The organism is Dyadobacter chenhuakuii (assembly GCF_023821985.2).
Taxonomy (GTDB): domain Bacteria; phylum Bacteroidota; class Bacteroidia; order Cytophagales; family Spirosomataceae; genus Dyadobacter; species Dyadobacter chenhuakuii.
This window is the reverse complement of the sequence record NZ_CP098805.1, coordinates 4781066-4804176: the sequence shown is the minus strand read 5'-3', so window position 1 is coordinate 4804176 and position 23111 is coordinate 4781066. Positions and strand designations below refer to the sequence as shown.

Annotated in this window: 25 protein-coding genes and 4 tRNA genes; 1 reads left to right on the top strand and 28 read right to left on the bottom strand. The window is 42.8% G+C overall.

What is annotated here, in order from left to right; all coding sequences use genetic code 11:
* Positions 1-79 precede the first annotated feature (79 nt).
* The 13 genes from rplJ to NFI80_RS20020 form a co-directional block, all read right to left on the bottom strand.
* A complete protein-coding gene (gene rplJ / locus NFI80_RS20080) occupies positions 80-610 on the bottom strand; it encodes a 50S ribosomal protein L10 (RefSeq protein ID WP_026631779.1) in 531 nt (176 codons plus the stop codon).
* 1 nt (position 611) lies between these two features.
* A complete protein-coding gene (gene rplA / locus NFI80_RS20075; RefSeq protein ID WP_233798995.1) occupies positions 612-1310 on the bottom strand; it encodes a 50S ribosomal protein L1 in 699 nt (232 codons plus the stop codon).
* Between the two features lie 37 nt (positions 1311-1347).
* Positions 1348-1797 carry a 50S ribosomal protein L11 gene (gene rplK / locus NFI80_RS20070; protein WP_026631777.1) on the bottom strand — a complete coding sequence of 150 codons (450 nt, stop codon included), beginning with the start codon at positions 1795-1797 and terminating at the stop codon, positions 1348-1350.
* A 77-nt stretch (positions 1798-1874) separates the two neighbouring features.
* Positions 1875-2429, bottom strand: a complete 555-nt coding sequence (gene nusG, locus NFI80_RS20065; protein WP_026631776.1) for a transcription termination/antitermination protein NusG — start codon at positions 2427-2429, stop codon at positions 1875-1877.
* Between the two features lie 36 nt (positions 2430-2465).
* Positions 2466-2657 carry a preprotein translocase subunit SecE gene (gene secE / locus NFI80_RS20060; RefSeq protein ID WP_026631775.1) on the bottom strand — a complete coding sequence of 64 codons (192 nt, stop codon included), beginning with the start codon at positions 2655-2657 and terminating at the stop codon, positions 2466-2468.
* A 16-nt stretch (positions 2658-2673) separates the two neighbouring features.
* Positions 2674-2744: transfer RNA gene (locus NFI80_RS20055), tRNA-Trp, on the bottom strand.
* A 103-nt stretch (positions 2745-2847) separates the two neighbouring features.
* A complete protein-coding gene (gene tuf / locus NFI80_RS20050) occupies positions 2848-4035 on the bottom strand; it encodes an elongation factor Tu (RefSeq protein WP_026631774.1) in 1188 nt (395 codons plus the stop codon).
* Positions 4036-4250: 215 nt separating this feature from the next.
* A tRNA-Thr gene (locus NFI80_RS20045) sits at positions 4251-4322 on the bottom strand.
* Between the two features lie 85 nt (positions 4323-4407).
* A tRNA-Gly gene (locus NFI80_RS20040) sits at positions 4408-4480 on the bottom strand.
* Between the two features lie 58 nt (positions 4481-4538).
* A tRNA-Tyr gene (locus NFI80_RS20035) sits at positions 4539-4621 on the bottom strand.
* A gap of 168 nt (positions 4622-4789) precedes the next feature.
* Positions 4790-5893 carry an outer membrane beta-barrel protein gene (locus NFI80_RS20030; protein WP_235161103.1) on the bottom strand — a complete coding sequence of 368 codons (1104 nt, stop codon included), beginning with the start codon at positions 5891-5893 and terminating at the stop codon, positions 4790-4792.
* A 10-nt stretch (positions 5894-5903) separates the two neighbouring features.
* Complete coding sequence (locus NFI80_RS20025; RefSeq protein ID WP_235165980.1) at positions 5904-6719, bottom strand: hypothetical protein; 816 nt, start codon at positions 6717-6719, stop codon at positions 5904-5906.
* A complete protein-coding gene (locus tag NFI80_RS20020) occupies positions 6700-7290 on the bottom strand; it encodes an RNA polymerase sigma factor (RefSeq protein ID WP_235161101.1) in 591 nt (196 codons plus the stop codon). The genes NFI80_RS20025 and NFI80_RS20020 overlap by 20 nt, the downstream gene beginning before the upstream one ends.
* Positions 7291-7450: 160 nt before the next feature.
* Between NFI80_RS20020 and murI the strand changes: the two genes are divergently transcribed.
* Positions 7451-8260: a glutamate racemase gene (murI, locus tag NFI80_RS20015; RefSeq protein WP_235165979.1), complete on the top strand. Its 810-nt coding sequence runs from the start codon at positions 7451-7453 to the stop codon at positions 8258-8260.
* Between the two features lie 2 nt (positions 8261-8262).
* Here murI and NFI80_RS20010 read toward each other — a convergent pair whose 3' ends face one another.
* The 15 genes from NFI80_RS20010 to nrfD all read right to left on the bottom strand — a co-directional run bounded on the left by NFI80_RS20010 (position 8263) and on the right by nrfD (position 23070).
* A complete protein-coding gene (locus NFI80_RS20010; protein ID WP_235165978.1) occupies positions 8263-10779 on the bottom strand; it encodes a glycosyl hydrolase in 2517 nt (838 codons plus the stop codon).
* A 130-nt stretch (positions 10780-10909) separates the two neighbouring features.
* Positions 10910-11191, bottom strand: a complete 282-nt coding sequence (locus tag NFI80_RS20005) for a CAMCR motif-containing small membrane protein (protein WP_235165977.1) — start codon at positions 11189-11191, stop codon at positions 10910-10912.
* Positions 11188-11727, bottom strand: a complete 540-nt coding sequence (locus NFI80_RS20000) for a DUF420 domain-containing protein (protein WP_235165976.1) — start codon at positions 11725-11727, stop codon at positions 11188-11190. The genes NFI80_RS20005 and NFI80_RS20000 overlap by 4 nt, the downstream gene beginning before the upstream one ends.
* Positions 11728-11729: 2 nt before the next feature.
* The gene (locus tag NFI80_RS19995) at positions 11730-12353 is read right to left on the bottom strand and encodes a hypothetical protein (protein WP_235165975.1); all 624 of its coding nucleotides are present in this window, start codon (positions 12351-12353) and stop codon (positions 11730-11732) included.
* Between the two features lie 9 nt (positions 12354-12362).
* The gene (locus tag NFI80_RS19990) at positions 12363-12692 is read right to left on the bottom strand and encodes a cytochrome C oxidase subunit IV family protein (RefSeq protein WP_026631765.1); all 330 of its coding nucleotides are present in this window, start codon (positions 12690-12692) and stop codon (positions 12363-12365) included.
* Between the two features lie 29 nt (positions 12693-12721).
* Complete coding sequence (locus NFI80_RS19985; RefSeq protein ID WP_233799003.1) at positions 12722-13492, bottom strand: cytochrome c oxidase subunit 3; 771 nt, start codon at positions 13490-13492, stop codon at positions 12722-12724.
* 10 nt (positions 13493-13502) lie between these two features.
* Positions 13503-14090 carry a cytochrome c oxidase subunit 3 gene (locus tag NFI80_RS19980; protein WP_235165973.1) on the bottom strand — a complete coding sequence of 196 codons (588 nt, stop codon included), beginning with the start codon at positions 14088-14090 and terminating at the stop codon, positions 13503-13505.
* Positions 14091-14109: 19 nt separating this feature from the next.
* A complete protein-coding gene (gene cyoE / locus NFI80_RS19975; RefSeq protein ID WP_235161099.1) occupies positions 14110-15003 on the bottom strand; it encodes a heme o synthase in 894 nt (297 codons plus the stop codon).
* Positions 15004-15021: 18 nt separating this feature from the next.
* Positions 15022-16047: a COX15/CtaA family protein gene (locus NFI80_RS19970; protein WP_235165971.1), complete on the bottom strand. Its 1026-nt coding sequence runs from the start codon at positions 16045-16047 to the stop codon at positions 15022-15024.
* Positions 16025-17905, bottom strand: a complete 1881-nt coding sequence (locus NFI80_RS19965) for a cytochrome c oxidase subunit I (RefSeq protein WP_051350275.1) — start codon at positions 17903-17905, stop codon at positions 16025-16027. The genes NFI80_RS19970 and NFI80_RS19965 overlap by 23 nt, the downstream gene beginning before the upstream one ends.
* A gap of 28 nt (positions 17906-17933) precedes the next feature.
* Positions 17934-19040: a cytochrome c oxidase subunit II gene (locus NFI80_RS19960; RefSeq protein WP_235165970.1), complete on the bottom strand. Its 1107-nt coding sequence runs from the start codon at positions 19038-19040 to the stop codon at positions 17934-17936.
* Between the two features lie 22 nt (positions 19041-19062).
* Positions 19063-20415 carry a quinol:cytochrome C oxidoreductase gene (locus NFI80_RS19955; protein ID WP_235161096.1) on the bottom strand — a complete coding sequence of 451 codons (1353 nt, stop codon included), beginning with the start codon at positions 20413-20415 and terminating at the stop codon, positions 19063-19065.
* A 33-nt stretch (positions 20416-20448) separates the two neighbouring features.
* On the bottom strand, positions 20449-21072 hold the full coding sequence (locus NFI80_RS19950; protein ID WP_235161095.1) for a c-type cytochrome: 624 nt from the start codon (positions 21070-21072) through the stop codon (positions 20449-20451).
* Positions 21072-21602 (bottom strand): DUF3341 domain-containing protein, encoded by a 531-nt coding sequence (locus tag NFI80_RS19945; RefSeq protein ID WP_233799010.1) that lies wholly within the window; start codon positions 21600-21602, stop codon positions 21072-21074. The genes NFI80_RS19950 and NFI80_RS19945 overlap by 1 nt, the downstream gene beginning before the upstream one ends.
* Before the next feature lie 34 nt (positions 21603-21636).
* Positions 21637-23070 (bottom strand): NrfD/PsrC family molybdoenzyme membrane anchor subunit, encoded by a 1434-nt coding sequence (nrfD, locus tag NFI80_RS19940; RefSeq protein ID WP_026631755.1) that lies wholly within the window; start codon positions 23068-23070, stop codon positions 21637-21639.
* Positions 23071-23111: the final 41 nt, after the last annotated feature.

Sequence of the window (23111 nt, the reverse complement as noted above, 5' to 3'; positions counted from 1 at the left end):
TTAGATTTTTTGATTATACAATAAGATGATTTTAAAAGCTCCATTTTTTGTCCCGGAGAGCTCAGCCTGGCTATTAATATTAGTCTTCTTTCTCAGACAAGGTCTTCAAAATACCAGCCAATTTGTTTCCACCGCTTTGTAGGGCGCCGATAACATTCTTAGCAGGCGATTGCAACAATCCGATAATCTCTCCAATCATTTCTTGTTTTGATTTCAGAGCGATCAGAACGTCAAGCTGGCTTTCGCCAACGAAAACAGATGAATCAACAGAAGCTCCTTTGAATTTAAGCTTGTCTGTGCCTGATTTCTTCTTGAATTCCTTAATCAATTGTGCAGGAACCTTACCTGACTCCGGGTGAAACATAACTCCGGAAAATCCTTTCAAAACTTCGTCAAAAGAGGAATAATCCGTATCTAATGTTTCTAGTGCTTTCTTAATCAATGTATTCTTAACAACACGATACTCCACACCGCGTTCGAAGCAAAGGCCTCTTAGCTGGTTTGTTTCACCGACAGACATTCCGTTTGCGCTGGTGATATAGAAGTATGGGGTGCTAGCGAATTTTTGACTTAACTCGTCTATAATTACTGCTTTCTCTTCCCGTGTCATATTATAATCCTGGAATCGTGTTTTTATCAATAGTAACACCCGGGCTCATCGTGCTTGACAAGTGAATGCTTTTTACGTAAGTTCCTTTTGCCGATGATGGTTTAAGGCGAACCAGAGTATTGATAACTTCTGTAGCATTTTGTACAAGCTGCTCGTTTCCAAAAGAAACTTTACCAACACTTGCATGAATGATTCCTGTTTTATCAACTTTGAAATCAATCTTACCTGCTTTTACTTCCTTCACAGCTTTCGCTACGTCCGGCGTTACCGTTCCTGATTTAGGGTTTGGCATCAATCCGCGAGGACCTAAAACCTTACCTAACCGTCCCACTTTTGCCATCACACTCGGCATTGTGATAATTACGTCGATGTCTGTCCAGCCTTGTTCTATCTTTTGGATATATTCATCAAGACCAACAAAATCTGCTCCTGCTTCTTTCGCTTCTGCCTCCTTATCTGGAGTACACAAAACCAATACACGCACTTCCTTTCCGGTTCCGTGTGGCAATGTTACCACGCCACGTACCATCTGATCTGCTTTACGAGGATCTACGCCCAAACGAACGTCGATATCCACGGAAGAATCAAATTTGGTATAAGAAATCGTCTTAAGGACGTCCGCTGCTTGTTCAAGAGAATAAACTTGATTCGCGTCGAATTTCGAAAGAGCTTCTTTTTGCTTTTTGGTTAGTTTTCCCATGTTCTTTGTTTCTTTCAGCGTATAAAAATTTCTACGCTCAGTTGTTTTCTTCCCACGGGGCTTTGCCTGCTACAGTAATACCCATACTACGAGCCGTTCCCGCAATCATTTTCATAGCAGAATCAATTGTAAAGCAGTTTAAGTCTGGCATTTTAGTCTCAGCGATCGTACGAACCTGATCCCATGATACCGAACCTACTTTCAAACGGTTTGGCTGAGCCGAACCTGTCTTTACTTTTGATGCTTCCAGAAGCAGAATCGCGGCCGGGGGGGTCTTAATGACGAAGTCAAAAGACTTATCCTTATAGTATGTAATAACTACCGGCAATACCACACCCATTTTATCTTGGGTACGGCCATTGAATTGCTTGCAAAACTCCATGATATTCAAACCTTTCGATCCTAGTGCAGGACCGATTGGAGGTGAAGGGTTGGCTTGGCCACCTTTTACCTGTAGTTTGACGTATCCACCTATTTCTTTTGCCATTGTTTTGTAATTTGTCGGTTCATTGATCGTTTAACGGCTTAACATGCAAGTGGAAGCTTACCCTGCCCGTTACTCTTTCAACTATCCTTTTCTACTTGTGCGTAACTGAGTTCCACGGGTGTATTACGCCCGAATATTTTTACAACTACATTGAGTTTTTTCTTCTCATCGAATACTTCTTCAACCACGCCTATAAATCCGCTGAAAGGACCGTCTACAACTTTGACAGTTTCCCCTCTGATAAATGACATGCTTGGTGCTTCTTCGTGCTGCTCAGCTTCGTCTACTTTACCTAAAATCCGGTTGATCTCAGATTGACGAAGCGGCACAGGAACTTTTGAGTTGCCTTCTGCACTTCCGAGGAAGCCTATAACACCAGGAATACTGGTTATAATGTGCAAAACCTCTCCTTTTGACAAATCCGCTGAAATGATAATGTAACCAGGAAAGAAGTTTTTTTCTCTAACCCTTTTCTTACCGTTACGCATTTCATATATCTTCTCAGAAGGTATCAGGATCTGCGGAACGAATTCATCCAGTTTCTGCCGAGCGATTTCATTTTCAATGTAGGACTTGATTTTCTTCTCTTGTCCAGACACCGCTCTCAATACAAACCAATTTAGACTACTCATACCATTCCGGGGGTTGCCACTATAATAAAAATAGCCTTAGAAAGACTGATAAAACAGATTCAGTGCATTCTCAAAGACAAAGTCCATAATGCCTACAACGAAGGCAAAAATGAGGGAACCGACAAGCACTAGTGTCGTATTAGCCTGAAGCTCGTTAAAAGGAGGCCATGTTACGTGCTGGGTGATTTCTTCCCAGGAAGCTTTCAAAAAAGAAGTAAATTTTTCCATTTTTCCTTTTAATATGCACGGGTGGAGAGATTCGAACTCCCATCAACGGTTTTGGAGACCGCTATTCTACCCTTGAACTACACCCGTTTATCGAACGACCCGGTACTTTCGGGCTGCAAAGATACGATTTAATTATAAAAAACAAGTGCATCTCATAAGAAATGCACTTGTTTTAATATGCTAATCTTGATTAGTCAAGAATTTCAGTTACCTGACCAGCACCTACGGTACGTCCACCTTCACGAATCGCGAAACGAAGACCTTTTTCCATAGCAATCTTGTTGATCAATTTCACATCAATTGTGATGTTATCACCAGGCATAACCATTTCAACACCAGCTGGCAGAGAAATTTCACCTGTTACGTCCGTGGTACGGAAGTAAAACTGAGGACGGTATTTGTTAAAGAATGGAGTGTGACGTCCACCTTCTTCTTTCGAAAGTACATAAACCTCGCCTTTGAATGCAGCGTGAGGCTTAACTGAACCTGGCTTGCAGATTACCATTCCACGACGGATATCTTCTTTGTTGATACCACGAAGCAAAAGACCTACGTTATCACCAGCTTCTCCACGGTCAAGGATCTTACGGAACATCTCAACACCAGTTACTACTGATTTAAGACCTTCTGCACCCATTCCTAGGATATCAACTGCTTCACCAGAGTTGATTACTCCTCTTTCGATACGACCAGTTGCAACAGTACCACGACCAGTGATCGAGAATACGTCTTCAACAGGCATAAGGAAAGGAAGATCAGTCATACGTGGAGGAATTGGAATGTAGCTGTCAACAGCGTCCATCAATTCTTCGATCGTTTTAACCCATTTTTCTTCGCCATTCAAACCACCCAAAGCAGAACCTTGGATTACAGGAATGTTGTCTCCATCGTAATCGTAGAAGCTTAAAAGCTCACGGATTTCCATTTCAACAAGTTCAAGAAGTTCTGGATCATCAACCATATCCACTTTGTTCATGAACACAACAAGCTGAGGAACACCAACCTGGCGAGCCAAAAGAATGTGCTCACGAGTTTGTGGCATTGGTCCATCAGTAGCAGCAACTACGATGATAGCGCCGTCCATCTGAGCAGCACCAGTTACCATGTTCTTTACATAATCCGCGTGACCTGGACAGTCAACGTGAGCATAGTGACGGTTTGCTGTCGAATACTCAACGTGGGATGTGTTAATCGTAATACCACGCTCTTTCTCTTCAGGAGCATTATCAATTGATGAGAAATCGCGAAGTACTGCTAAACCCTTTTTCGCCAACACAGTTGTGATAGCAGCAGTAAGGGTAGTTTTACCGTGGTCAACGTGCCCGATAGTACCAATATTTACGTGGGGTTTCGAGCGGTCAAACGTCTCTTTTGCCATGACTTAAGTACGCTTAAAATTAAAAGTTACAATTTATTAAACACTAATGATTGATCCTGTTTAGCTTACACTAGCCAAGCACCCCAAAATCAATTTAACTAAATACAAGGATCAAAATCTTTACCGAGCTTTTGAGGGGATTTGAACGGCACCGGCCGCCAGGCCCTGACCTCTTCCTTACCAAGGAAGTGCCCTACTCAACTTCTCATCTTCCGAGCTTTTGAGGGGATTTGAACCCCTGACCTCTTCCTTACCAAGGAAGTGCTCTACCCCTGAGCTACAAAAGCAGAAAACCGATTACAACCAAAAAGCGATTAGCGAAAAAGTATCTAATGAATGTTTTCGCTAATCGCTTCGATGGTGTTTTAAATGAGCGGAAGACGAGGTTCGAACTCGCGACCTATAGCTTGGAAGGCTATCGCTCTACCAGCTGAGCTACTTCCGCATTTGTTTTTGCCTGCTTCTAAACTGGTAATTTCAGAAGCACATTGTGGCATTAACTGTGGGGGCGGATGGATTCGAACCACCGTAGGCATACACCAGCAGATTTACAGTCTGCCCCATTTGGCCGCTCTGGTACACCCCCAATCAACATTTCAACACAACCGTGAAAACCGCTTGTCTCACTTTTTGGAGTCGCAAAATTAAGCCCTTTTCTTAAATTCTCAAATTCTTTTGAAAAAAAAATAAAGAAAAATAGCGGCTCAAACAAAATACATTGTTTTAAACCGCTATTACGCACATTTGAACTCTTTTAAAATAACCTTACCCCAAAACTAAGCATCCTTACAGACGGTCCTTTGCCATCCTGATAGAGATTATTGAAATCATAGTTGACAAAGAAATCGGGGAAGTTTCTGATTCCTAGCTCTGCGGACAGGCCATATCTCAGATCTTCAATGTAAAAGTTTTTTCTGACATGGTCTACATCCTTACTTCCCTCACGTCTTAACTTGGTGTAGCTGCCTAACCGGTAACCTCCGTAAACGCCTGCGCTAATATAGGAAATGAATGATCGGGAGAAACTAAGCGTCGGCATGAATGAAATGTTTACGTAAGGAACAGTGAGCTTGCTCTTTTTCATCTCAATCTCTTCGCCGTTTTCATTGGTAACAAGTGGAAAACTAATTTGAAGCGAATCTTTCGCAACTGTATTATTCCCATCGAACATCAAATTGTACCAAGAGAAATCAACCCCAAAATCAAGGTGAAGGCGCGCATTTTTACCTTTTGCAATGGTTGTACTCGCAATGTAGCCTAAGCTGATATATCGGGACCCAAATGGTTTAAGGTCATAGTCGTCCTTGGAGAAGCCTGGCGTCGTTTCATTTGTACCGTAAGTATTGAGGCCTAATGCAATATTGAACCCTTTTCGTGGACTGGATCCACCGCCCGATCGATAGAAACGCTTGCCCGTGCGCCTGTAATTTGAATCTGATTTATCGTTGTCATCATCCTCGTCCTCCACCTCGACTCCCTTCGCATTAATTTTGACTTCTGTGTCCCCATTTTTAATATGGATTCCTCGCAGGCCAATTCTTACATAATCCTCGTCATTCGATTTATCTTTCAAATATTTGCTGCCATTAATCTCCTCCCGCAAATAAGTGGTGTCTGCATCGGTGCTGTCAAGCCTGATTTTCAAGTCTTTCAACAATGTGTTCAGGTCATACTTCATGATCTTTTCTAGTTCCTTGCGGTCTTCTCCATAGATAATGAGTCTTGTCCTGTCGCCAAAGGTCACGATAATTGAATCTTTCTCCTGTGGGGTATTTTGTTGTGCAGGTTTCAGAGCGCCTGCATACACATTCATTCCAAAAACAAGGAATAGGCCGGCAATATATAATTTCAGTTTCATGGCTGTGATTTTAAAGTTTTGTTTTGTCTTTGAGGTTATGATACTTTTCCGACACTTTTTCTTCTCCGTTGCGCAAACGGTCGTCTACTTTCGCAACGAGGCTTTTTGGATTAAAACCCACTTCTTCCCAATCCACGCGCTCGCCCGCTCTCGCATTTTTTAGCTGACGAAATACTTTTGAAAATTTAGAAGACTTGGGTTTATCCTCATCCTGATCACTGGTCTCCACGGCGACTACAACAATCCTGGTCTGTTCAACAGGCGTTGGCGTGATCTTAGCCGCTAAAACTTCTTCTGCTATCGGGGCACTTTTCTCGATCGCCGGCAACTTAGCAACAGGCTCTTTCTCTAATTCAACATCATTTATTGCCAGGTTTTGAGGTTCAATGCTCTGAATGGGCTTATCAATAGAAATCGGTTCCTTCGCATTTGGCCTTGCATTACCTGGATGCTGTAATGGCTTTTTCTTCTCATTTAACGCAATGTCCTCAGAAGAAACTTGAATCTCCTTAGCAGGAACCGGAATCTTTTCAACTTGATGTTCCTGAACGATTTCCCTTTCCTTTGCTATTTCCGTTTGTTTAGAAATAACTGCGATTTTCTCCTCCTTACCAATCGTTTCAATATTGGAGCGCTCACTATTCCAAACGATATAACCTGCTACAAGCGTGATGACAACGCTCGCTGCGGCATACCAGACCCAACCCGCAAGCCTGCGCTCTTTTTTTGTGCTTGTCTGAATTTTTTCCCAGGCAGCGGCAGATGGCTTTTTTTCGAACTCCGAAAGCCTGCGCTTGAAAAGATCATCAACCGGATGCTTTTTCATATACTACTTTTTTTTTAAAATCATTTTCCCAATCCGCCACCATTTTTTGCAGCATTGCCCTTGCCCGGTGCAACTGCGACTTGGATGTGCTTTCTGTTATGCCAAGCATTTGCGCAATTTCAATGTGCGGATAACCTTCAATGGCATATAAATTGAAAACCGTCCTATATCCTGTTGGCAGCGACTCAATCAATTGCAACAATTCCTGCGTTTCCAGATTTTGATCAGCGTGTGCATAATCCGGAATGTTATTAGCCTCTTCTGACAGCGTGTCTTCGAGGATTCGTTTTTGTTTTCTTAAATAACCCAGCGCCTCATTTACCATAATCCGACGGATCCAGCCTTCAAAACTGCCTTCTTCGCTGAACTGCTCTATTTTGGCAAACACTCTTATAAAACCTTCAACCATCACATCCTCAGCCGCCATGTCATCACAGATATAACGAAAACATAAAGCCAGCATGCGAGCGCTGTATTTATCGTACAACTGTCGCTGAGCCTTAGGATCTTCCTTCCTAAGTGCTTTGAGCAGCTGTGCTTCGTTACTGAAAAGTGATAAAAGTCGACCCATTCATTTGGTGGTTTCAATAGCAAGATGCGCATTCCACATCGTCGGGTTGCATGCATTTCCAAAAAATTTCTGAATAGGTCTAATTTTTGAAAAGTTATTCAAACCGTTCCTTTAGTTTTGGACCAAATATTCTTAGTCAAAAAGATTTACTTCTTCCATTATGTTTGATTCTTCGGCGCCGATTGGGATTTTTGATAGTGGCATTGGCGGGATGACCGTTGCCAGTGCAGTTACCAGGCTTCTGCCGCAAGAGAATACAATTTATTTTGGCGACACGGCGCACCTTCCCTACGGCGATAAGTCTCAGGCGGCAATTCAAGCTTATTCTATCAAAATTTGCAACATGCTTCTGCAGCAAAATTGCAAGCTTATCCTCATTGCCTGCAACTCGGCTTCTGCGGCGGCTTATGAGCTGGTGCGGGAATATGTGGGTAGTAAGGCGAAGGTTTTGAATGTAATTGATCCGGTGGTGGATTACATTAAGGAACATTATGACGGCAAGACGATCGGCCTGATCGGAACAAAGCAAACGGTCCTTTCTAATGTATATAAAAAGAAAGTGGATGCTTTGGGTAAAAATATTCAGTTAAAATCACTGGCTACTCCTTTGCTGGCGCCCATGATTGAAGAAGGTTTTTTTGATAATAACATTAGTGAAAGCATTATAACCAGTTATTTGTCTGATCCTTCGCTGACAGATATTGAAGCATTGATTCTTGGCTGCACGCATTATCCGCTGATCAAAAACCAGATCGGCGAATTTTATAAAAGCAATGTAGAAATCCTCGACACATCCGAGATCGTGGCTTTTTCACTAAAATCCTGGCTCGAACAACATTATCTGGTCAATGAAAAGGGAGATGGCAAGCGCGCATTTTACGTGTCCGACTACACGCTGTCCTTTGAACAATCGACAAACATATTCTTTGGCAGGCAAATCCAGCTTGAACATTACCCGCTTTGGGAGTAGTATTAGTGGAAAAGGATTTTCACTGGTCCCAGTAAACCTGATGGCATAGGCTCCCATTTTGTCGCGTCAAACTTTTTATAAGTGATATCGACAATGTTAATGTCATGAAATTTTTTCCAATCGGGCTTTTGCGTGTCCCTCAGGCGCATATAGTTGCCTGAAAGATTGGTAACCTCAATTTCAAGCACGTTATCCTTTGATTTAAGCTTATCTGTAAAACCCAATTGGAAAGGAATGCTCCAAGCTGTTCCTATGGGCTTACCATTCAGTTTTACGGTGGCCACTTCTCGCACATCACCAAGGTCCAGGATTTTAGCGTCAGTGTTCATCAAATTGGCAGGACAATCGAAGTGAATTTCGTATCTGGCTGTCCCTGAGAAGAAAATTGCGGAATCAGGCAGGCTTGTCCAGGTTTTGAGTTCGTTCAGATTGGCGGTGACTGGAATTGAAGGCCGGCCTTTTAGAAATTTCAGATTCCAATTACCTTTTATTTCAAATTGCTTATCGGCAATGTTCGCTTTCTCTGTGCGTGTATTTTTTGCTGTTTCTCGTAAAAAACATGATTGTCCTGGCAAAAGCTTTAAATAAATCGCATCTCCATTTCGCGGAACTGACTTCCAGGTTGCATTTTCATCCAGTGCATCAAATTTTTCAAACCCGCCGACATTGCTAACCTTAATCCAACCTTCCTTAAACTTATCAGCCAAGTTACTGACAAAGTAAAGTCGTTTGTTGTCTTGTGTTTTTTTACGGATAAATGTCAACCCATTATCTGCAAACGATTCCCGAAGTGCTCCGCTTGCCACCAATTCTTTTTCAAAATCATTCGAAATGCGGACATTCCTTTCTTTTTTCAGCATTACTAACTCATTCTCAAAGCTGTTTTGCCTTTCAGTCTCGACAGCGTAACCGGTTGCTTTTTCCGGCATGTGGTTTTGGAATATGATCTTTGCTCCGTTCCCGGCGAGTCGTTGTAGTTCTTTTAATGTTTCCCCGGGCATATAGGTGCTTGAGGGTATGATTATGGATTTATAAATTGCGTTTCCGCTGGTAAGATTACCATTACTATCCAGCTTTAAACGGCTCAATTGCAAATCCGAAACGTAGTCAAATCCAAAACCCTTTTTCCAAAGTTGCTGTGCAAGCTTACCAAAAGGCAGGTCCAGCAGCCATCGATCCACGTGATGCACTTCCAGTAAATGCACATTGCCGGAAGACTTCGCTTTGGTTGCCCAAAGGTCATGTATCGGAAAATATACCAGCACATCATTGTCCGATTTAGTGTTTTGAAGCAGCTCCTGGCAGCGTTGTACGTATTTATTTAGCAGGGAAAAGTGTTGAGCGAAATGTGAGGTCGATCCAAAGTTCGTGGAAGCGTAAAATAACCAACCCGGAAATGGCTCCTGAGCAGGTGAATAAGTGCTCCCATGATAAAAAATGTGGTTAATGCCGGCGGTAAAAAGCTCATCAATTTGCGGCTTGACCTGCGACAGCGAAACTTTGAAATGATTGGCAAGCCATGTTCCGGTTTCGGAACTGACAAGCTTCTTGCCAGAAAAATGTGCTGCCGATGAGGCAAATTTCATTGCCAACGGATCAGGTGTCCCAAACTGGTCGATGGAATAGTCAGGATCAATGCGTAATCCGGGAATTGAAAAACGGCTGGTTCCAAAAGATTCAGTTTCCGGAATGTCGGCGGTGTCGTACAAGTCGAGCAGGTTTCCGGGCGAACCATGCGCCTGATATCTGGTCAGAAAACCGTGATTTGTGCTCCAATCGGTCCAGGGCTTGGCATAGCGCTCTCTCAGTAACTCCGATAATGTTTGATGGTAATCGATCCGGACAAGATCTGAGCCGGCCTTTCCAGTTGAATCAGTCAGTAAAGCCAGATTTTCACCCAGTTCATAACCGCGTCTTTTTTTAAATTCCTGCAAAAAATCGTCGGTCCAGTTGGCTCCATATGCCTCATAGGAATCATTGTACATGGAACGCGGCAAATCTTTTCTATTAGCAAACGCAGAATCGAACCTTGTAAGATAGCGTAGCATTGCGGTGGCATGAAACGGATCGAGGACCAATCCTTCTCCACCTGGCGCCGCACGTTTTACTCTTTGTTTTGTGGGTTCAATGGCGATAGCTCCATTTTTAACCAGCATTTGCTTCGCCCCGAGCTCTGGAGAAACATTGGGACCGCCAAATGGCCAGCCGGTTCCTGTCGTCATATCGACACCCAGTCCCAGCCGCTTGCCTTCGCGCACTGTATACTGCATCAGATCCAACCACTTTGGCGTCAAAAACGGAACGGATTGTGACTCGTAACCCTTAACCTGATAAATGGGGATAATGTGTACGCCACCTACTCCTGATTTTTGAAAGTATTCTAATTGAGCCGTAATGTCTTTCTCATTCACCGCACTGCCCATCCACCACCAGAAAGTCCAGGGTTTTGAAGTTGAAATTGTTTGTGCATTTGCTAAGGCACTATTCAGAAGCAATATGAGTAAAATTAACAGTCGCATAATCCCAGTTTTCTCATTAAAGACACTGAAACGCTTTTCTACGCCCTTTGATAACATTATTTATGCATTCAGATTGGACATAAAAAAAGCGAAGCATTTTGCCTCGCTTATCATATCATTATCCTAAGTCCTAGCCTTGATAAGCCTGCTTCACACGGGAAGCGATGAACTGGCGTTCCTGTAAATTCTTTTTGCTATTGCGATACCATAGGTAGCCAATTATCCCAACTAATAAATAAGGCATTACGAATAGAAACATAATGCCGGTGTTAAGCCCGACTCCTACATTGTTCCTGCCATTTCCCATAGAACTTTCCACAGAACCGCGGCACATCGCACATTGCGCCCAGGTATCGACGCCTGAGAGAACAAACAGCATTACAAAACCGAATATGATCTTAAAGTTTTTCATACATAATAAGGACTAATCATCAGGTAAACCACAACACCACTGATACTCACGTAAAGCCAGATAGGAAAAGCCCATTTCACAGCCTTTCTGTGTTCAATAATTTGATTAGTATAACCAAAATACACCGCACGCAACACAAACCAAACGACTACAATAGACAAGGTAATGTGCGAAATCAATAAAAAGTAATAGATCGGCCGCACAACTCCTTCACCACCAAAAGGTGTAGATTGATTTGAAATGTGATATAAAATATAACAAACCAAAAATACAGCTCCCAACAAAAATGCACCTGTCATCGCCTTGCGGTGCCCACTAATGTTATTGTTTTTGACAAAATAAAACCCTGCAATCAAAAACACCGCCGTCAGCGTGTTAATTACCCCGATAACATGAGGCAGAACCTTCGTCCATGCTCCTAACTCAACTTTCTGCCGAATGCCTAACAACGCCGCAACCGCAATCGGGATCACAATGGCGAGAATGTTGATAATGCGTTCGTATTTGGGTTTCTTTTCTAATACTAATGAAGCCATAACTATTTATCAGCACTTGCTTTATTCTCGTAATTTAAAATCTTTATTTCCGCCATCAGGCGATCAATCTCCTCGGGATCCATCCCATTGTAGTAACCTCTGGTGTAGCCTCTGCTATCTATCAACATTAACCTGCTTTCGATCGGATAAAGCTCAGAGGTATCTTGCGAAGATGGCAACGCCAACAAACGCTCGGCGTCCATTATTGAAGCTTTCCAAGTTTCCCATCCCTCCTTACCCAACTCAATCGGATAGGTTGAGGAAGTGGCTAAACTATCCTCTGTAAGCGTCTTAATAGTGAGATTATTGGTCTCGCTGCGCATATCAAAGATCCTTTTCAGGTTTGACAGCACAAGCTGGCAACTATCCGCGCAATTTTTTGGCAAAAAACTGATTACCGTAATTTGGTTTGCAATATCAAAACTTCCCGATGACAGTTGCACCTTTGACTGCTTGCGAAAAACAGTATCTCTATTTGCTATCACCACCTTTCCATCGTTACTAATCTCCGGGTTGAAATAGGGAAGATCGTAATGATTGGTTGCGAAAAGTCTGAGGAGTACAAAAATCAAAGCCGGTATTACTAATGTTACGATCAGTAATCCGGCCTTGGGAAAATTCTTCATGCGTATTATTTAATCGAATATGGCTTCAAAAATCGCATTACCTTCTAACATAAGCGCCAAAATTAACCAGGCTACGAAGATAACGGGAACCAGGATCGACCAGATCAGTGACTTCGTTTCATGCTTTAAGTGCATGAATTCACCCACGATATAGAACGCCTTAACAATCGTCATCACGATGAAAATGGTGACCTTCAATATTCCGTGAGGAACCGTGAATGCGATAAGGAATTCTACGGCAGTCAGGATAAGGAGAATCCAAAAGGTTTTCCAGATTGCTTTACGTTGCTCAGCACCTGCGTTTGGATCCTGGTTATGAATATGGTGTACTTCCGACATTTGATTAGGAATTAGTATTATTGGATGATTTAAACCAGATAAAAGAATGTAAATACGAATACCCACACTAAGTCTACAAAGTGCCAGTAAAGTCCAACTTTCTCGACCATTTCGTAGCTTCCCCTCTTATCATAAAAACCTGTGGCAGTACGGAAGAAGATCAGAATGTTCAGGATCACGCCACTGAATACGTGCGTTCCGTGGAAACCCGTGATAAAGAAAAAGAAGTCAGCAAATGCAGGAGGACCATACTGGTTTTCCGTAAGGTTCGCCCCAAATATTGTCTTATCCACCCAAACTCCGTTTTCAATAACTTTCATTACACTTCCTGTATCCGTTCCATGGATAAAGTGAGCCCATTCCCAAGCCTGGCAGCCCAGGAAAGTAAATCCGCCAAGGATTGTCCAAAGCATATATTTTTCAACATTGGCACGGTCCATACGGTGACCTGCTTCTACTGCAAGAACCATCGTCACACTACTCGCGATCAGGATGAATGTCATGATCCCTACAAAGACCAGGGGAAGAGAAATTCCGTGAAGGAAAGGCACCGCCTCGTACACCTTTTCCGGAATTGGCCAATACATGTTTGAAAATGTAAAGTCATCCACGTTTCCGGAAAATGCCGGAAAGGCGAACCTTGCTGTACCGTAGGCAACGAGCAGGGCTGAGAAAGTAAAGGTATCCGAGATAAGGAAAAACCACATCATCAGTTTACCATAACTAGCTCTCATAGGCTCAATTCCCCCCATCCACATTTTGGGTTCTACCGCGCCAGGTGTTGTTACATTTGCAGCCATTGAAAAAGTATTAATTAAAAGTCAATAAAAAAACAAAAAGGTATAACCAAAGTAAATCTAGAAAATGCCAGTAACTGGCACAGATCTGAATGCGTCTCAAATTCTTCGAGTGCACTTTCAACTTGAACGCCGCCGTCAAAGAATAAAGCAACACGATTAATCCGCTGATGATGTGAAAACCGTGTAATCCTGTGAACACATAAAAAAACGAACCAGACGGGTTTCCAACGAAATAAACATTCATGGCAACCAGCTGTTTCCATCCTTCAAATTGCATCCAAAGGAACGCCAGACCAAGTACAAAAGTAATAGAAATTGCTATTTTCAATTGTTTGAACTGATCTTTTTTTGCCGAATAAAACGCCCATTGCATAGCTGTGCTGCTCATTAAAAGAACGCCTGTGCTATACCAGAAAATCGTTGGCATTGAGAATTCCAACCAGTTCCCCTCGGCTCTTCTCACCAAATAAGCACTTGATTGAGAAGCAAATAACATGATAATACTAACCAAAAACAGCCACAGAATGAATTTCATTGGATCCATTGCCAATGTTTCCTGCGGTTCTCTATCTACTTTATACTGCTGAACACTTTCCATTTTCACTGATTTTTCATTTTCACAATTTATCCAACAAAAACGCGATCTGCACAATTGGCAAATATATAAACGATCCGAACATCAATTGCCTTGCCGTTTTATCCGTGCAAGTGCGCATCAAATGGAACGTCTGAGCCAGGAACAAAACGCCAAACACGGTTGCAACAAAAGCCGAATTGATCCCGGTCATACCCAATTCGTAAGGCAGCCAGCCAATCGGCAACAGGAACACCGTATAAATCATTATTTGCAATGTCGTATTAACGTCCTTCAGGCCGTTGGCAGGAAGCAATTTAAACCCTGCTCTTTTATAGTCCTCATCAAGCACCCAGGCAATCGCCCAAAAGTGTGGAAATTGCCAGAAGAACTGAATCGCGAACAAGATTCCCGGCTCTAAGCCGAAATGATTTGTCGCTGCTACCCAGCCAATCATCGGAGGAAATGCCCCTGGAAAAGCTCCGACAAAAACCGCTATCGGACCAACCCTTTTTAATGGTGTGTAAACAAAACCATACAGCACCAGCGACAAAAGCGAAATTAAACCTGTGCTCAGATTAAATACTAGCACGAAAATCGCCAGAGAAGTAATTCCCAGAAAAACCGCCCAAATGATTGCCTGATCTACCGTAATGCGCCCACTAGGCAACGGCCGGTTGGCAGTCCGCTTCATCAATTTATCAAAGTCCTTTTCGAGAATCTGATTGATAATGTTTGCTGCTCCGGTGATTCCGATTGATGCAATGATGAAAAGCACCAACTTTCCCGTCTCAACTTCCTTCGCACCCAGGCAGTAGCCCATAGCACCAGAAAATGCGATCAGCGAAGCCAGCCTGAATTTTAGCAACTCAAATAAAACGCCTATCCTCTCTCTTAACTTCCCTACGCCTCCTAAGCTTCCCTCAGCTGATATCATTACTACAACTATTTGTTTCTAAATCGTACTCTTTTCCAGACGGATATCTGACGAATACTTTAAATACTTATTTCCATTTACGACAAGCCAAATCACAAATTGAAGGCCGATCAATAATATTGCAAATGTAAGGTGCAATGGCTGGGCAAATGCTGGTACTCCAAAATAAGCCATCAAAATCCCTGTGGCAATTTCGACTATCAATAAACAAAAGCAAGCAATTGCAATCCTTCCTGCTATCGAATACCTGCCTTCTGCTTTAAAAATTTTGCTGATCCAATAAAGGTTTACAACAAAAAGAACAATTGAAAAGGACCGGTGTATATAAAAGTTCAAACCCAACTCATCAATCCATTGGCTTCTCGCCTGATAACCTAACCTGTGAACCACCTCGTCAATTGCCTCCCTAACCTGAGTTCCAAGCAAGATCTGAATCAAGGACAATGTGATTACTACTACGCCAATCCCACCGATTGCCTTCTTGCTCGACTCTTTCAACTGTAAAATATTGCCAGCATAAGCCGACCAGGTGTAGAGAAACAAAAGCAGAAAAACAATCACAATGGCTAACAGCATATGGAGCGTTACAACCACCGGCAACAATTCAAAGGACACAACTTTGGCACCCAGCCACCCCTGAAATCCTACCAGAATGAACGCTGACAAACTGTAATAGAAGATTCGCTTGTTTCCGGATTTAAGGAAAGGTATGGAGGCTAATAGTGTCAGGAAGATCATTACCCCTGTGAAAGCGCCCAGAAGTCTGTTTACGTATTCAATCCATGTTTTAACCGGATTAAATTCAATCTCTCCTTTTAGCTTAGCGCCGTAAATTTCCTTGTAGTTGGCCGGTAATTGCGAAATTTCAGTCGGCGGAACCCATCGTCCGAAGCAACGCGGCCAATCCGGACAACCCATTCCAGCGCCCGTGCTCCTCACTACCCCACCCGCTATAATAAGAAAATAGAGTACAATGACAGTATTCAAGGCCAACCGACGGAACCGTCGGTTGGCCTTGATATCAATGTGCGTTGAACTGATCATTATAATTTTGTGACTCAATCGCCTTTTCTGTGGCTATCAGTTCATTCTCATGCGGGAAGTTGGATTCCAATGTTTGAGAATATGGTACGTTTTGCGGAATGAAATCTTCCTTAGCGCCCGGCTTGCTGTAATCGTAAGACCAGCGGTAAACTGCGGGGATCTCTCCAACCCAGTTTCCGTGACCAGGATTAATTGGTGTAGTCCATTCCAATGTGTTTGATCTCCATGGATTTTGAGGAGCTCTCTTCCCTTTGAAAATGCTGTAAAAGAAGTTCCAAAGGAAAATGAACTGCGCAAGGAATGACAAGATGGCTGCGATAGATATGAACATGTTCATGTCCATAAACTTATGCGTGAAGTCGTAGCTGGTGAACTGGTAATATCTGCGCGGGAAACCTGCGATACCCACATAGTGCATTGGAATAAATACAAGATAAATACCAATGAATGTCAACCAGAAGTGAATCTGACCCAAAGTCGTATTCATCATTCTGCCAAACATTTTAGGGAACCAGTGATAAACCCCTGCGAAAAGTCCAAAGGCAGATGCAGCTCCCATTACAAGGTGGAAGTGGGCTACTACAAAGTAAGTATCGTGAAGTTGAATGTCAAGCGCACTGTTTCCAAGGATAATCCCCGTCAAACCACCAGATACGAACAGCGAAACAAGACCGATCGAGAACAACATTCCAGGTGTGAAAACAATGTTTCCTTTCCACAGCGTGGTAATGTAGTTAAATCCTTTCACAGCAGATGGAACCGCAATGATCAATGTAAGGAACATAAATACGGATCCAAGGAATGGATTCATACCTGTTACAAACATATGGTGAGCCCATACGATAAATGCAAGGAATGCAATACCCAACATGGATGCAATCATCGCACGGTAACCGAAGATAGGCTTACGTGCGTTGGTTGCAATAACTTCGGAGGTGATACCAAGTCCTGGCAATAGTACAATGTAAACCTCAGGGTGACCCAGGAACCAGAACAAATGCTGGAACAAAATCGGGCTACCACCTACATTAGGAAGCGCTTCACCATTGATATAGATATCTGAAAGATAAAAGCTTGTACCGAAGTGACGGTCGAAAATCAGAAGCAATACAGATGACAAAAGAACAGGAAAGGAAATCAGACCCAAAACCGCTGTGATAAGGAAGGACCAGATCGTTAGTGGAAGACGGTCGAACGACATTCCTCTTGTACGCAAGTTGATAACCGTAGTAATGTAGTTGATCCCACCCAAAAGCTGAGATACAATAAAAAATGCCATACTAGCCAACCAAAGCGTCATACCCATTCCTGAGCCTGGGTGTGCCTGTGGCAGTGCGCTCAATGGTGGATAAATTACCCAACCACCTGCTGCTGGCCCTGCTTGTAAGAACAATGACGCAAACATGATAACACTGGCCAGGAAGAAAAACCAGTAAGACAACATGTTCATGAAACCAGACGCCATATCGCGTGCGCCGATTTGCAAAGGAATCAAGAAGTTACTGAATGTTCCGCTCAGACCGGCAGTCAATACAAAGAATACCATGATGGTCCCGTGCATTGTAACCAAGGCGAGATAAAAATTAGGATCCAATTTACCAGCATCACTGATCCATCCGCCCAAGACAGGTTTTAGCCAGGAAAGATTAGAATCCGGCAAACCCAATTGAATACGAAAAATCACTGACATGGAAATCCCGATCACCGCCCACAAAATCCCGGTGATCAAATATTGCTTCGCTATAACTTTGTGGTCTTCACAAAATATATATTTCTGCCAAAAGTTTTGTGCTTCATGGTGGTGTTCATGCTCAGTTTCGTGGTGATGAGCTGTTTCCAATCCTTCAATAGCTGACATATACTTTTAATGTATTTAAATTAACAAATTAGCGTAGACTTGTACTTGTTCCTGCTCCTCCTGTCGAAGTTGCTGAACTATCAGCAGGAGTTGCCGCTTCGGCTGGCACATATTTCATCGCCTTCGCTTTCAAATTCTCTGGCACTTTCGCAAGATATTCAGGGTAAGTTTGAAGGAAAGTTGCTTGCTCAGCACACCACTTCTTATAAGACGCTTCGTCTTCAACTATCAATCGCATTTTCATTGAAAAGTGTCCCTGACCGCAAACCTCAGTACATGCTATTTCGTAATCAAAATTAGCATTGCCGGTTTCAGCGCGCATATCAGCTGTTGTCTTGTCCGCCACGAACCAGAATTTCGTCGGCATACCTGGAACAGCATCCATTTTCACACGCATGTGAGGGATAAATACACTGTGCAAAACATCCCTGGCGCGTATTTTAAGCAGCACTGGACGATTTACAGGAATGTGCATTTCACTTGGATTGGTGAAATCATCAAAAGAATTCTCATCAGAAAGATCTATACCAACCTCATTTTGAGAATCGATCAATTTATAGTTATAGTCTCCCAATTTATTATCGCTCATCCCAGCATAACGTGCAATCCAGTTGAATTGCTTGCCTGTGATTTCAATCACTTCCGCATCTCTCGGTGCATCAGAAGTTATATCCGACCATGCTTTCCAACCTGTAAATACCAAAAGCGCCATTACAATTGCCGGAACGATCGTCCAGATAAGTTCAAGTCTGTGGTTATCAGGATAGAATGATGCACGGTGATTTTTCTTATGCTGATATTTCCATGCAAAAAAGAAGATCAGGAAGTTAACGATGATGAAAGGAATCGTCAAGATTCCCATTGAAAACCAAAACAGGTCGTCGGTTCTCCTTCCGTGAATCGAAGACGCCTCAGGCAAAAAGAACTCACGGGCATGAAGATAAGACCAAGTGATCGCAATCGCTCCTACAATGAGGATTACGATAAACATGGCACCATTCCATTTATTACCCGACGGCTCCGCATCAGGCGAATCGGTTTTATTTACATTCTTGAGAACATTCTGAAGCCTGGATATCACAACGCCTGTGAGAACCAGAAAAACAAGAGCAACTAATGCGATAATAATATTCATGATAATAAACTGGGTTTTGCAATTAGGCTATATCGTGATGCAATGATTCCTCCAACATTGGATGATTCCTTGGTATCAAATTCGCCTTTTCTAACTGACTTGCAATTGAATAACCAAACGCACATATAAAAATAAGGAAGAAACCCCATTCCAACGGACCGAAACCTGCACTTGCTCCAAGCGTACCCGGCATTATATTGGTATAAAAATCCATATAATGACCAATAATCACACTCCAGCAAGCCACTTTGAGAATTGAATGTGTATACTTCGCATCACGCGTCATTAAAACAAGGAATGGGAAGAAGAAATTCAGGAACAACGTGATAAAGAATGGCGCCTTGAAAAACCCACCGTGACCTCTAAAACGCTCCAAAAAGTAAATCGTTTCTTCCGGTAAGTTAGCGTAGTAAATCAAAAGGAATTGAGCAAACCACACATAAGTCCAGAAGATACTGAATGCAAATACGAATTTCCCTAAATCTCTAAGGTGACTTGAATTTACTGCTCTCAAATATCCACGCTCTCTCAGCATTACAATAACCAAAGTGATTACTGCAAGGCCAGCAACGTGCCAGCTAGCAAGCGTATACCATCCAAACATTGTGCTGAACCAGTGGGTGTCAATCGACATAACAAAGTCCCATGCAGAAGTCGAAGAAGTAACACCAAACACTACCAGGAACGCAGTTCCGAACCGGATCGATTTTTCATAAAACTCAGTTCCGCCAATTTCATCTTCTTTCAAAGATAAATTACGGATCACACGCCACAACCAATACCATACCGCGAAATAAAATACAAGTCTGAAAACAAAGAATGGTGTATTCAAAAAGCCTCTTTTCCCAGCGATAATCGGATCATATTCAGGTCCGCCTACTTCGTAAAGCCCTTCATGAGTCCAGTGAAACAAATCGTGACCTCCGAAAATAAACGTTAACAACATCACAATCCCCGTAAATGGCAAAAACGCTGGTAACGCCTCAGGAACTCTTTTAAATACAGCAGACCATCCCGCTTGCGCCAGATAATTGTAAGAAATAAAGAACATTCCCACAACGGCCATACCAGTGAAATAAACACCATTTACCCAAAGGTTAGCCCAGATGCGAGTCATCAAGCCAGCCTCGTGATGTCCCGTCGCAGCAGCAGCTTCATGTCCGGCAGCACCATGTCCTGCTGCCCCATGTCCAACTGCGGCAGCTGCTTCCGCACCATGTGCTGCAGCCTCGTGTCCGCCACCATTAGCTGCCAGGAAAGCACCTAATGCAACTAACGCTATGCCGATGCCACCGCCAATAATTAAATTTCTTTTAGCCCCCGAAGTAAATTCAAACCGTTCTTCAATAGAAGGAATCGAATGTGCTGATGCCATTATTTATTTTATTTCTCTGTTATCAAAAACTAATTAAGCTCCCTTCTGCAATTTTTGTACATAATGTACAATCTTCCAACGCTCCTCAGGATTGATCTGAGATCCATGTGGCCACATACGTGCTTTTCCATGCGTAATGACGTGGAAAATGTGACCTTCATTTAGATTTTTGTAGGCGTCGCTTGCATAGTTGGGAACCCCTTTATACATCGCTGCAACTTTTCCGTCTCCGGCTCCTGTTGCGCCATGGCAATGCTGGCAATATCTGTCGTAAAGTACTTTGCCTTCTGCCAAAGTATTTTCGTTTAATGGAATAGGGTTTTTCAACACACGCTCTGAAATGGAGATGCTGTCAGCAGGAATGTTGTAAACCATCAAATCTGTATTTACAGAATCCGCTTCACCGAAGGATGTCTGATAATTACGTCTTGCCACTGTTCCGGCCACAGGTAATCTCATTGTCAAGCCCATAGGGTTGATCGGGTTTGCCTTTTCCTGTTTGTATGGTTCATAACCAACAGGCAAGTACATATTGGGTGCATACTCTTTACCAGGATCATTAGGATCCCTTGTGCAACCAGCCGCAGCAGTAAGGATTACAGCAGCAACTAACAGATATTTATATAAATTTTTAAATTTCATTTTCTCAAACTCCATTAAAATTGCTTAATGTTGACTTCTTCTGCTCCGCTGTCTCTCAATGCTCTTGAAATTTCATCTTCTGACATTGAATTTCTTCCCAGATCAATCGCCATTACAAACTTGTTATCTGTTGAGCGCAAATCAAATCTTGGATGAAAATGCGTACCGGGTCCCAGGCCATTTGAAATAAAGAATGTTGTAACCATTCCAAAAGCTGTGAATAGAACAGTAAGCTCAAATGTGATCGGAATGTAGTTAGGAATTGAAATAGGATCCTTACCACCGACAATCATCGGCCAGTCAATTCCCATTGTCCAGATCATCAGCGTCAATGCAACGCAGCATCCAGTTACACCAAACATGAAGGCGGCAATCCCAATCCTTGTTCTTGGATGACCCAATGCTTCGTCCAGTCCGTGAATCGGAAATGGAGAATACACTTCTTTTATTTTTACTCCTGCTTTTCTGAGCTTTGGCACTGCATGAAGAACAGTATCGTCATCGTCGTAAACTCCGACCAAATATTTACCAGATAATTCTGCCATATCAATACTTATATTAAAATACCTGTCAGTCTAATTATTCTTTATCCTTATCAAAAGCCGGTTCAGCTGTACCACGCTGTCTAACCTTCGCCACACCAGCAATTTTGGTAGGCAGATTAGCAGATGTAGAACGAATCACTGCCTTAACTTCCGCCATATTGATCACCGGCAAATATTTGGAGAACAATAGGAATAGGGTAAAGAACAAACCGAATGAGAAAATGTAGTCACCGATGTCATAGCGTGTAGGCGAGAACATTGCCCAGCTAGAAGGAATGTAGTCACGGTGCAGCGACGTAACAATGATTACAAAACGCTCGAACCACATACCAATGTTTACAACTACTGAAATGAAGAATGTAAAGGTGATGCTTCTGCGTAATTTTCTCGACCAGAAAAGCTGTGGAGAGATTACGTTACAGGTCATCATCGCCCAGTATGCCCACCAGTAAGGACCGGTCATACGGTTGAAGAATGCATAATATTCATATTCAACACCCGAGTACCAAGCAATAAAGAACTCGGTAATGTAAGCCACACCAACCACAGAACCGGTCAACGTGATTACCTTGTTCATTGTTTCAATGTGCTCAAGCGTGATATAATCTTCAAGCTTGTAAACAACCCTTGTGATCAGCATCAGGTTTTGCACCATCGCAAATCCAGAGAAGATAGCACCCGCAACGAAGTATGGAGGGAAAATTGTTGTATGCCATCCCGGAATAACCGACGTTGCAAAGTCCATACTTACAATCGTGTGAACTGAAAGTACGAGTGGTGTAGAAAGACCCGCAAGAATTAAGCTGATGTATTCATAACGTGCCCATGTTTTTGCTGATCCGTCCCATCCCATTGCGAATGTTCCGTACATTAAACGAGACACTTTACTTGTTGCACGGTCACGGATTGTAGCAAGGTCAGGAATAAGACCAATGTACCAGAACACTAATGAAACTGAGAAATATGTACTGATCGCAAATACGTCCCAAACAAGCGGCGAGTTGAAGTTAACCCAAAGAGATCCGAATGCGTTTGGAAGCGGAAGCGCCCAGTATGCCATCCAGGGACGGCCCATGTGCATCAGGATAAATGATGCTGCGCAGATAACCGCGAAAATCGTCATCGCTTCTGCTGCACGGTTGATAGATGTTCTCCATTTCTGACGGAACAAAAGCAAGATCGCGGAGATCAGCGTTCCGGCGTGACCGATACCAACCCACCAAACGAAGTTAGTGATATCCCATGCCCAGCCCACTGTCTTGTTAAGACCCCATACGCCAAGCCCTTCCCACCAAGTCCATGCAAGACAAACCGATCCATAAGCCAAAACAATCAGAGAAAGCCCAAAAGCAATTTTCCATTCCTTGGTTGGAGCTCCTTCAACATGCCGACATATGTCTTCCGTTACGTCTGCGTACGTTTTCCCACCTTGAATCAGCGGTTCTCTTACAGGTGAAGTAACATGCATACTACTATAATTTATAATGATTTAATCTTCTAAAACTCTAT

Excerpts from the sequence above, each read along its gene's own strand:
- NFI80_RS20005 (WP_235165977.1), bottom strand. The coding sequence starts at position 11,191 with ATGAAAAACTTTAAGATCATATTCGGTTTTGTAATGCTGTTTGTTCTC.
- NFI80_RS19990 (WP_026631765.1), bottom strand. The coding sequence starts at position 12,692 with ATGTCGGAAGTACACCATATTCATAACCAGGATCCAAACGCAGGTGCT.
- tuf (WP_026631774.1), bottom strand. The coding sequence starts at position 4,035 with ATGGCAAAAGAGACGTTTGACCGCTCGAAACCCCACGTAAATATTGGT.
- NFI80_RS19960 (WP_235165970.1), bottom strand. The coding sequence starts at position 19,040 with ATGAATATTATTATCGCATTAGTTGCTCTTGTTTTTCTGGTTCTCACA.
- NFI80_RS19965 (WP_051350275.1), bottom strand. The coding sequence starts at position 17,905 with ATGTCAGCTATTGAAGGATTGGAAACAGCTCATCACCACGAAACTGAG.
- NFI80_RS20000 (WP_235165976.1), bottom strand. The coding sequence starts at position 11,727 with ATGGCTTCATTAGTATTAGAAAAGAAACCCAAATACGAACGCATTATC.
- NFI80_RS20010 (WP_235165978.1), bottom strand. The coding sequence starts at position 10,779 with ATGCGACTGTTAATTTTACTCATATTGCTTCTGAATAGTGCCTTAGCA.
- NFI80_RS20020 (WP_235161101.1), bottom strand. The coding sequence starts at position 7,290 with ATGGGTCGACTTTTATCACTTTTCAGTAACGAAGCACAGCTGCTCAAA.
- NFI80_RS19950 (WP_235161095.1), bottom strand. The coding sequence starts at position 21,072 with ATGGAGTTTGAGAAAATGAAATTTAAAAATTTATATAAATATCTGTTA.
- NFI80_RS19995 (WP_235165975.1), bottom strand. The coding sequence starts at position 12,353 with ATGAAGAATTTTCCCAAGGCCGGATTACTGATCGTAACATTAGTAATA.
- murI (WP_235165979.1), top strand. The coding sequence starts at position 7,451 with ATGTTTGATTCTTCGGCGCCGATTGGGATTTTTGATAGTGGCATTGGC.
- cyoE (WP_235161099.1), bottom strand. The coding sequence starts at position 15,003 with ATGATATCAGCTGAGGGAAGCTTAGGAGGCGTAGGGAAGTTAAGAGAG.
- NFI80_RS19955 (WP_235161096.1), bottom strand. The coding sequence starts at position 20,415 with ATGGCATCAGCACATTCGATTCCTTCTATTGAAGAACGGTTTGAATTT.
- NFI80_RS19980 (WP_235165973.1), bottom strand. The coding sequence starts at position 14,090 with ATGGAAAGTGTTCAGCAGTATAAAGTAGATAGAGAACCGCAGGAAACA.
- NFI80_RS19945 (WP_233799010.1), bottom strand. The coding sequence starts at position 21,602 with ATGGCAGAATTATCTGGTAAATATTTGGTCGGAGTTTACGACGATGAC.
- NFI80_RS20025 (WP_235165980.1), bottom strand. The coding sequence starts at position 6,719 with ATGAAAAAGCATCCGGTTGATGATCTTTTCAAGCGCAGGCTTTCGGAG.
- secE (WP_026631775.1), bottom strand. The coding sequence starts at position 2,657 with ATGGAAAAATTTACTTCTTTTTTGAAAGCTTCCTGGGAAGAAATCACC.
- NFI80_RS19970 (WP_235165971.1), bottom strand. The coding sequence starts at position 16,047 with ATGATCAGTTCAACGCACATTGATATCAAGGCCAACCGACGGTTCCGT.
- rplA (WP_233798995.1), bottom strand. The coding sequence starts at position 1,310 with ATGGGAAAACTAACCAAAAAGCAAAAAGAAGCTCTTTCGAAATTCGAC.
- NFI80_RS20030 (WP_235161103.1), bottom strand. The coding sequence starts at position 5,893 with ATGAAACTGAAATTATATATTGCCGGCCTATTCCTTGTTTTTGGAATG.
- NFI80_RS19985 (WP_233799003.1), bottom strand. The coding sequence starts at position 13,492 with ATGGCTGCAAATGTAACAACACCTGGCGCGGTAGAACCCAAAATGTGG.
- nusG (WP_026631776.1), bottom strand. The coding sequence starts at position 2,429 with ATGAGTAGTCTAAATTGGTTTGTATTGAGAGCGGTGTCTGGACAAGAG.
- rplK (WP_026631777.1), bottom strand. The coding sequence starts at position 1,797 with ATGGCAAAAGAAATAGGTGGATACGTCAAACTACAGGTAAAAGGTGGC.
- rplJ (WP_026631779.1), bottom strand. The coding sequence starts at position 610 with ATGACACGGGAAGAGAAAGCAGTAATTATAGACGAGTTAAGTCAAAAA.
- nrfD (WP_026631755.1), bottom strand. The coding sequence starts at position 23,070 with ATGCATGTTACTTCACCTGTAAGAGAACCGCTGATTCAAGGTGGGAAA.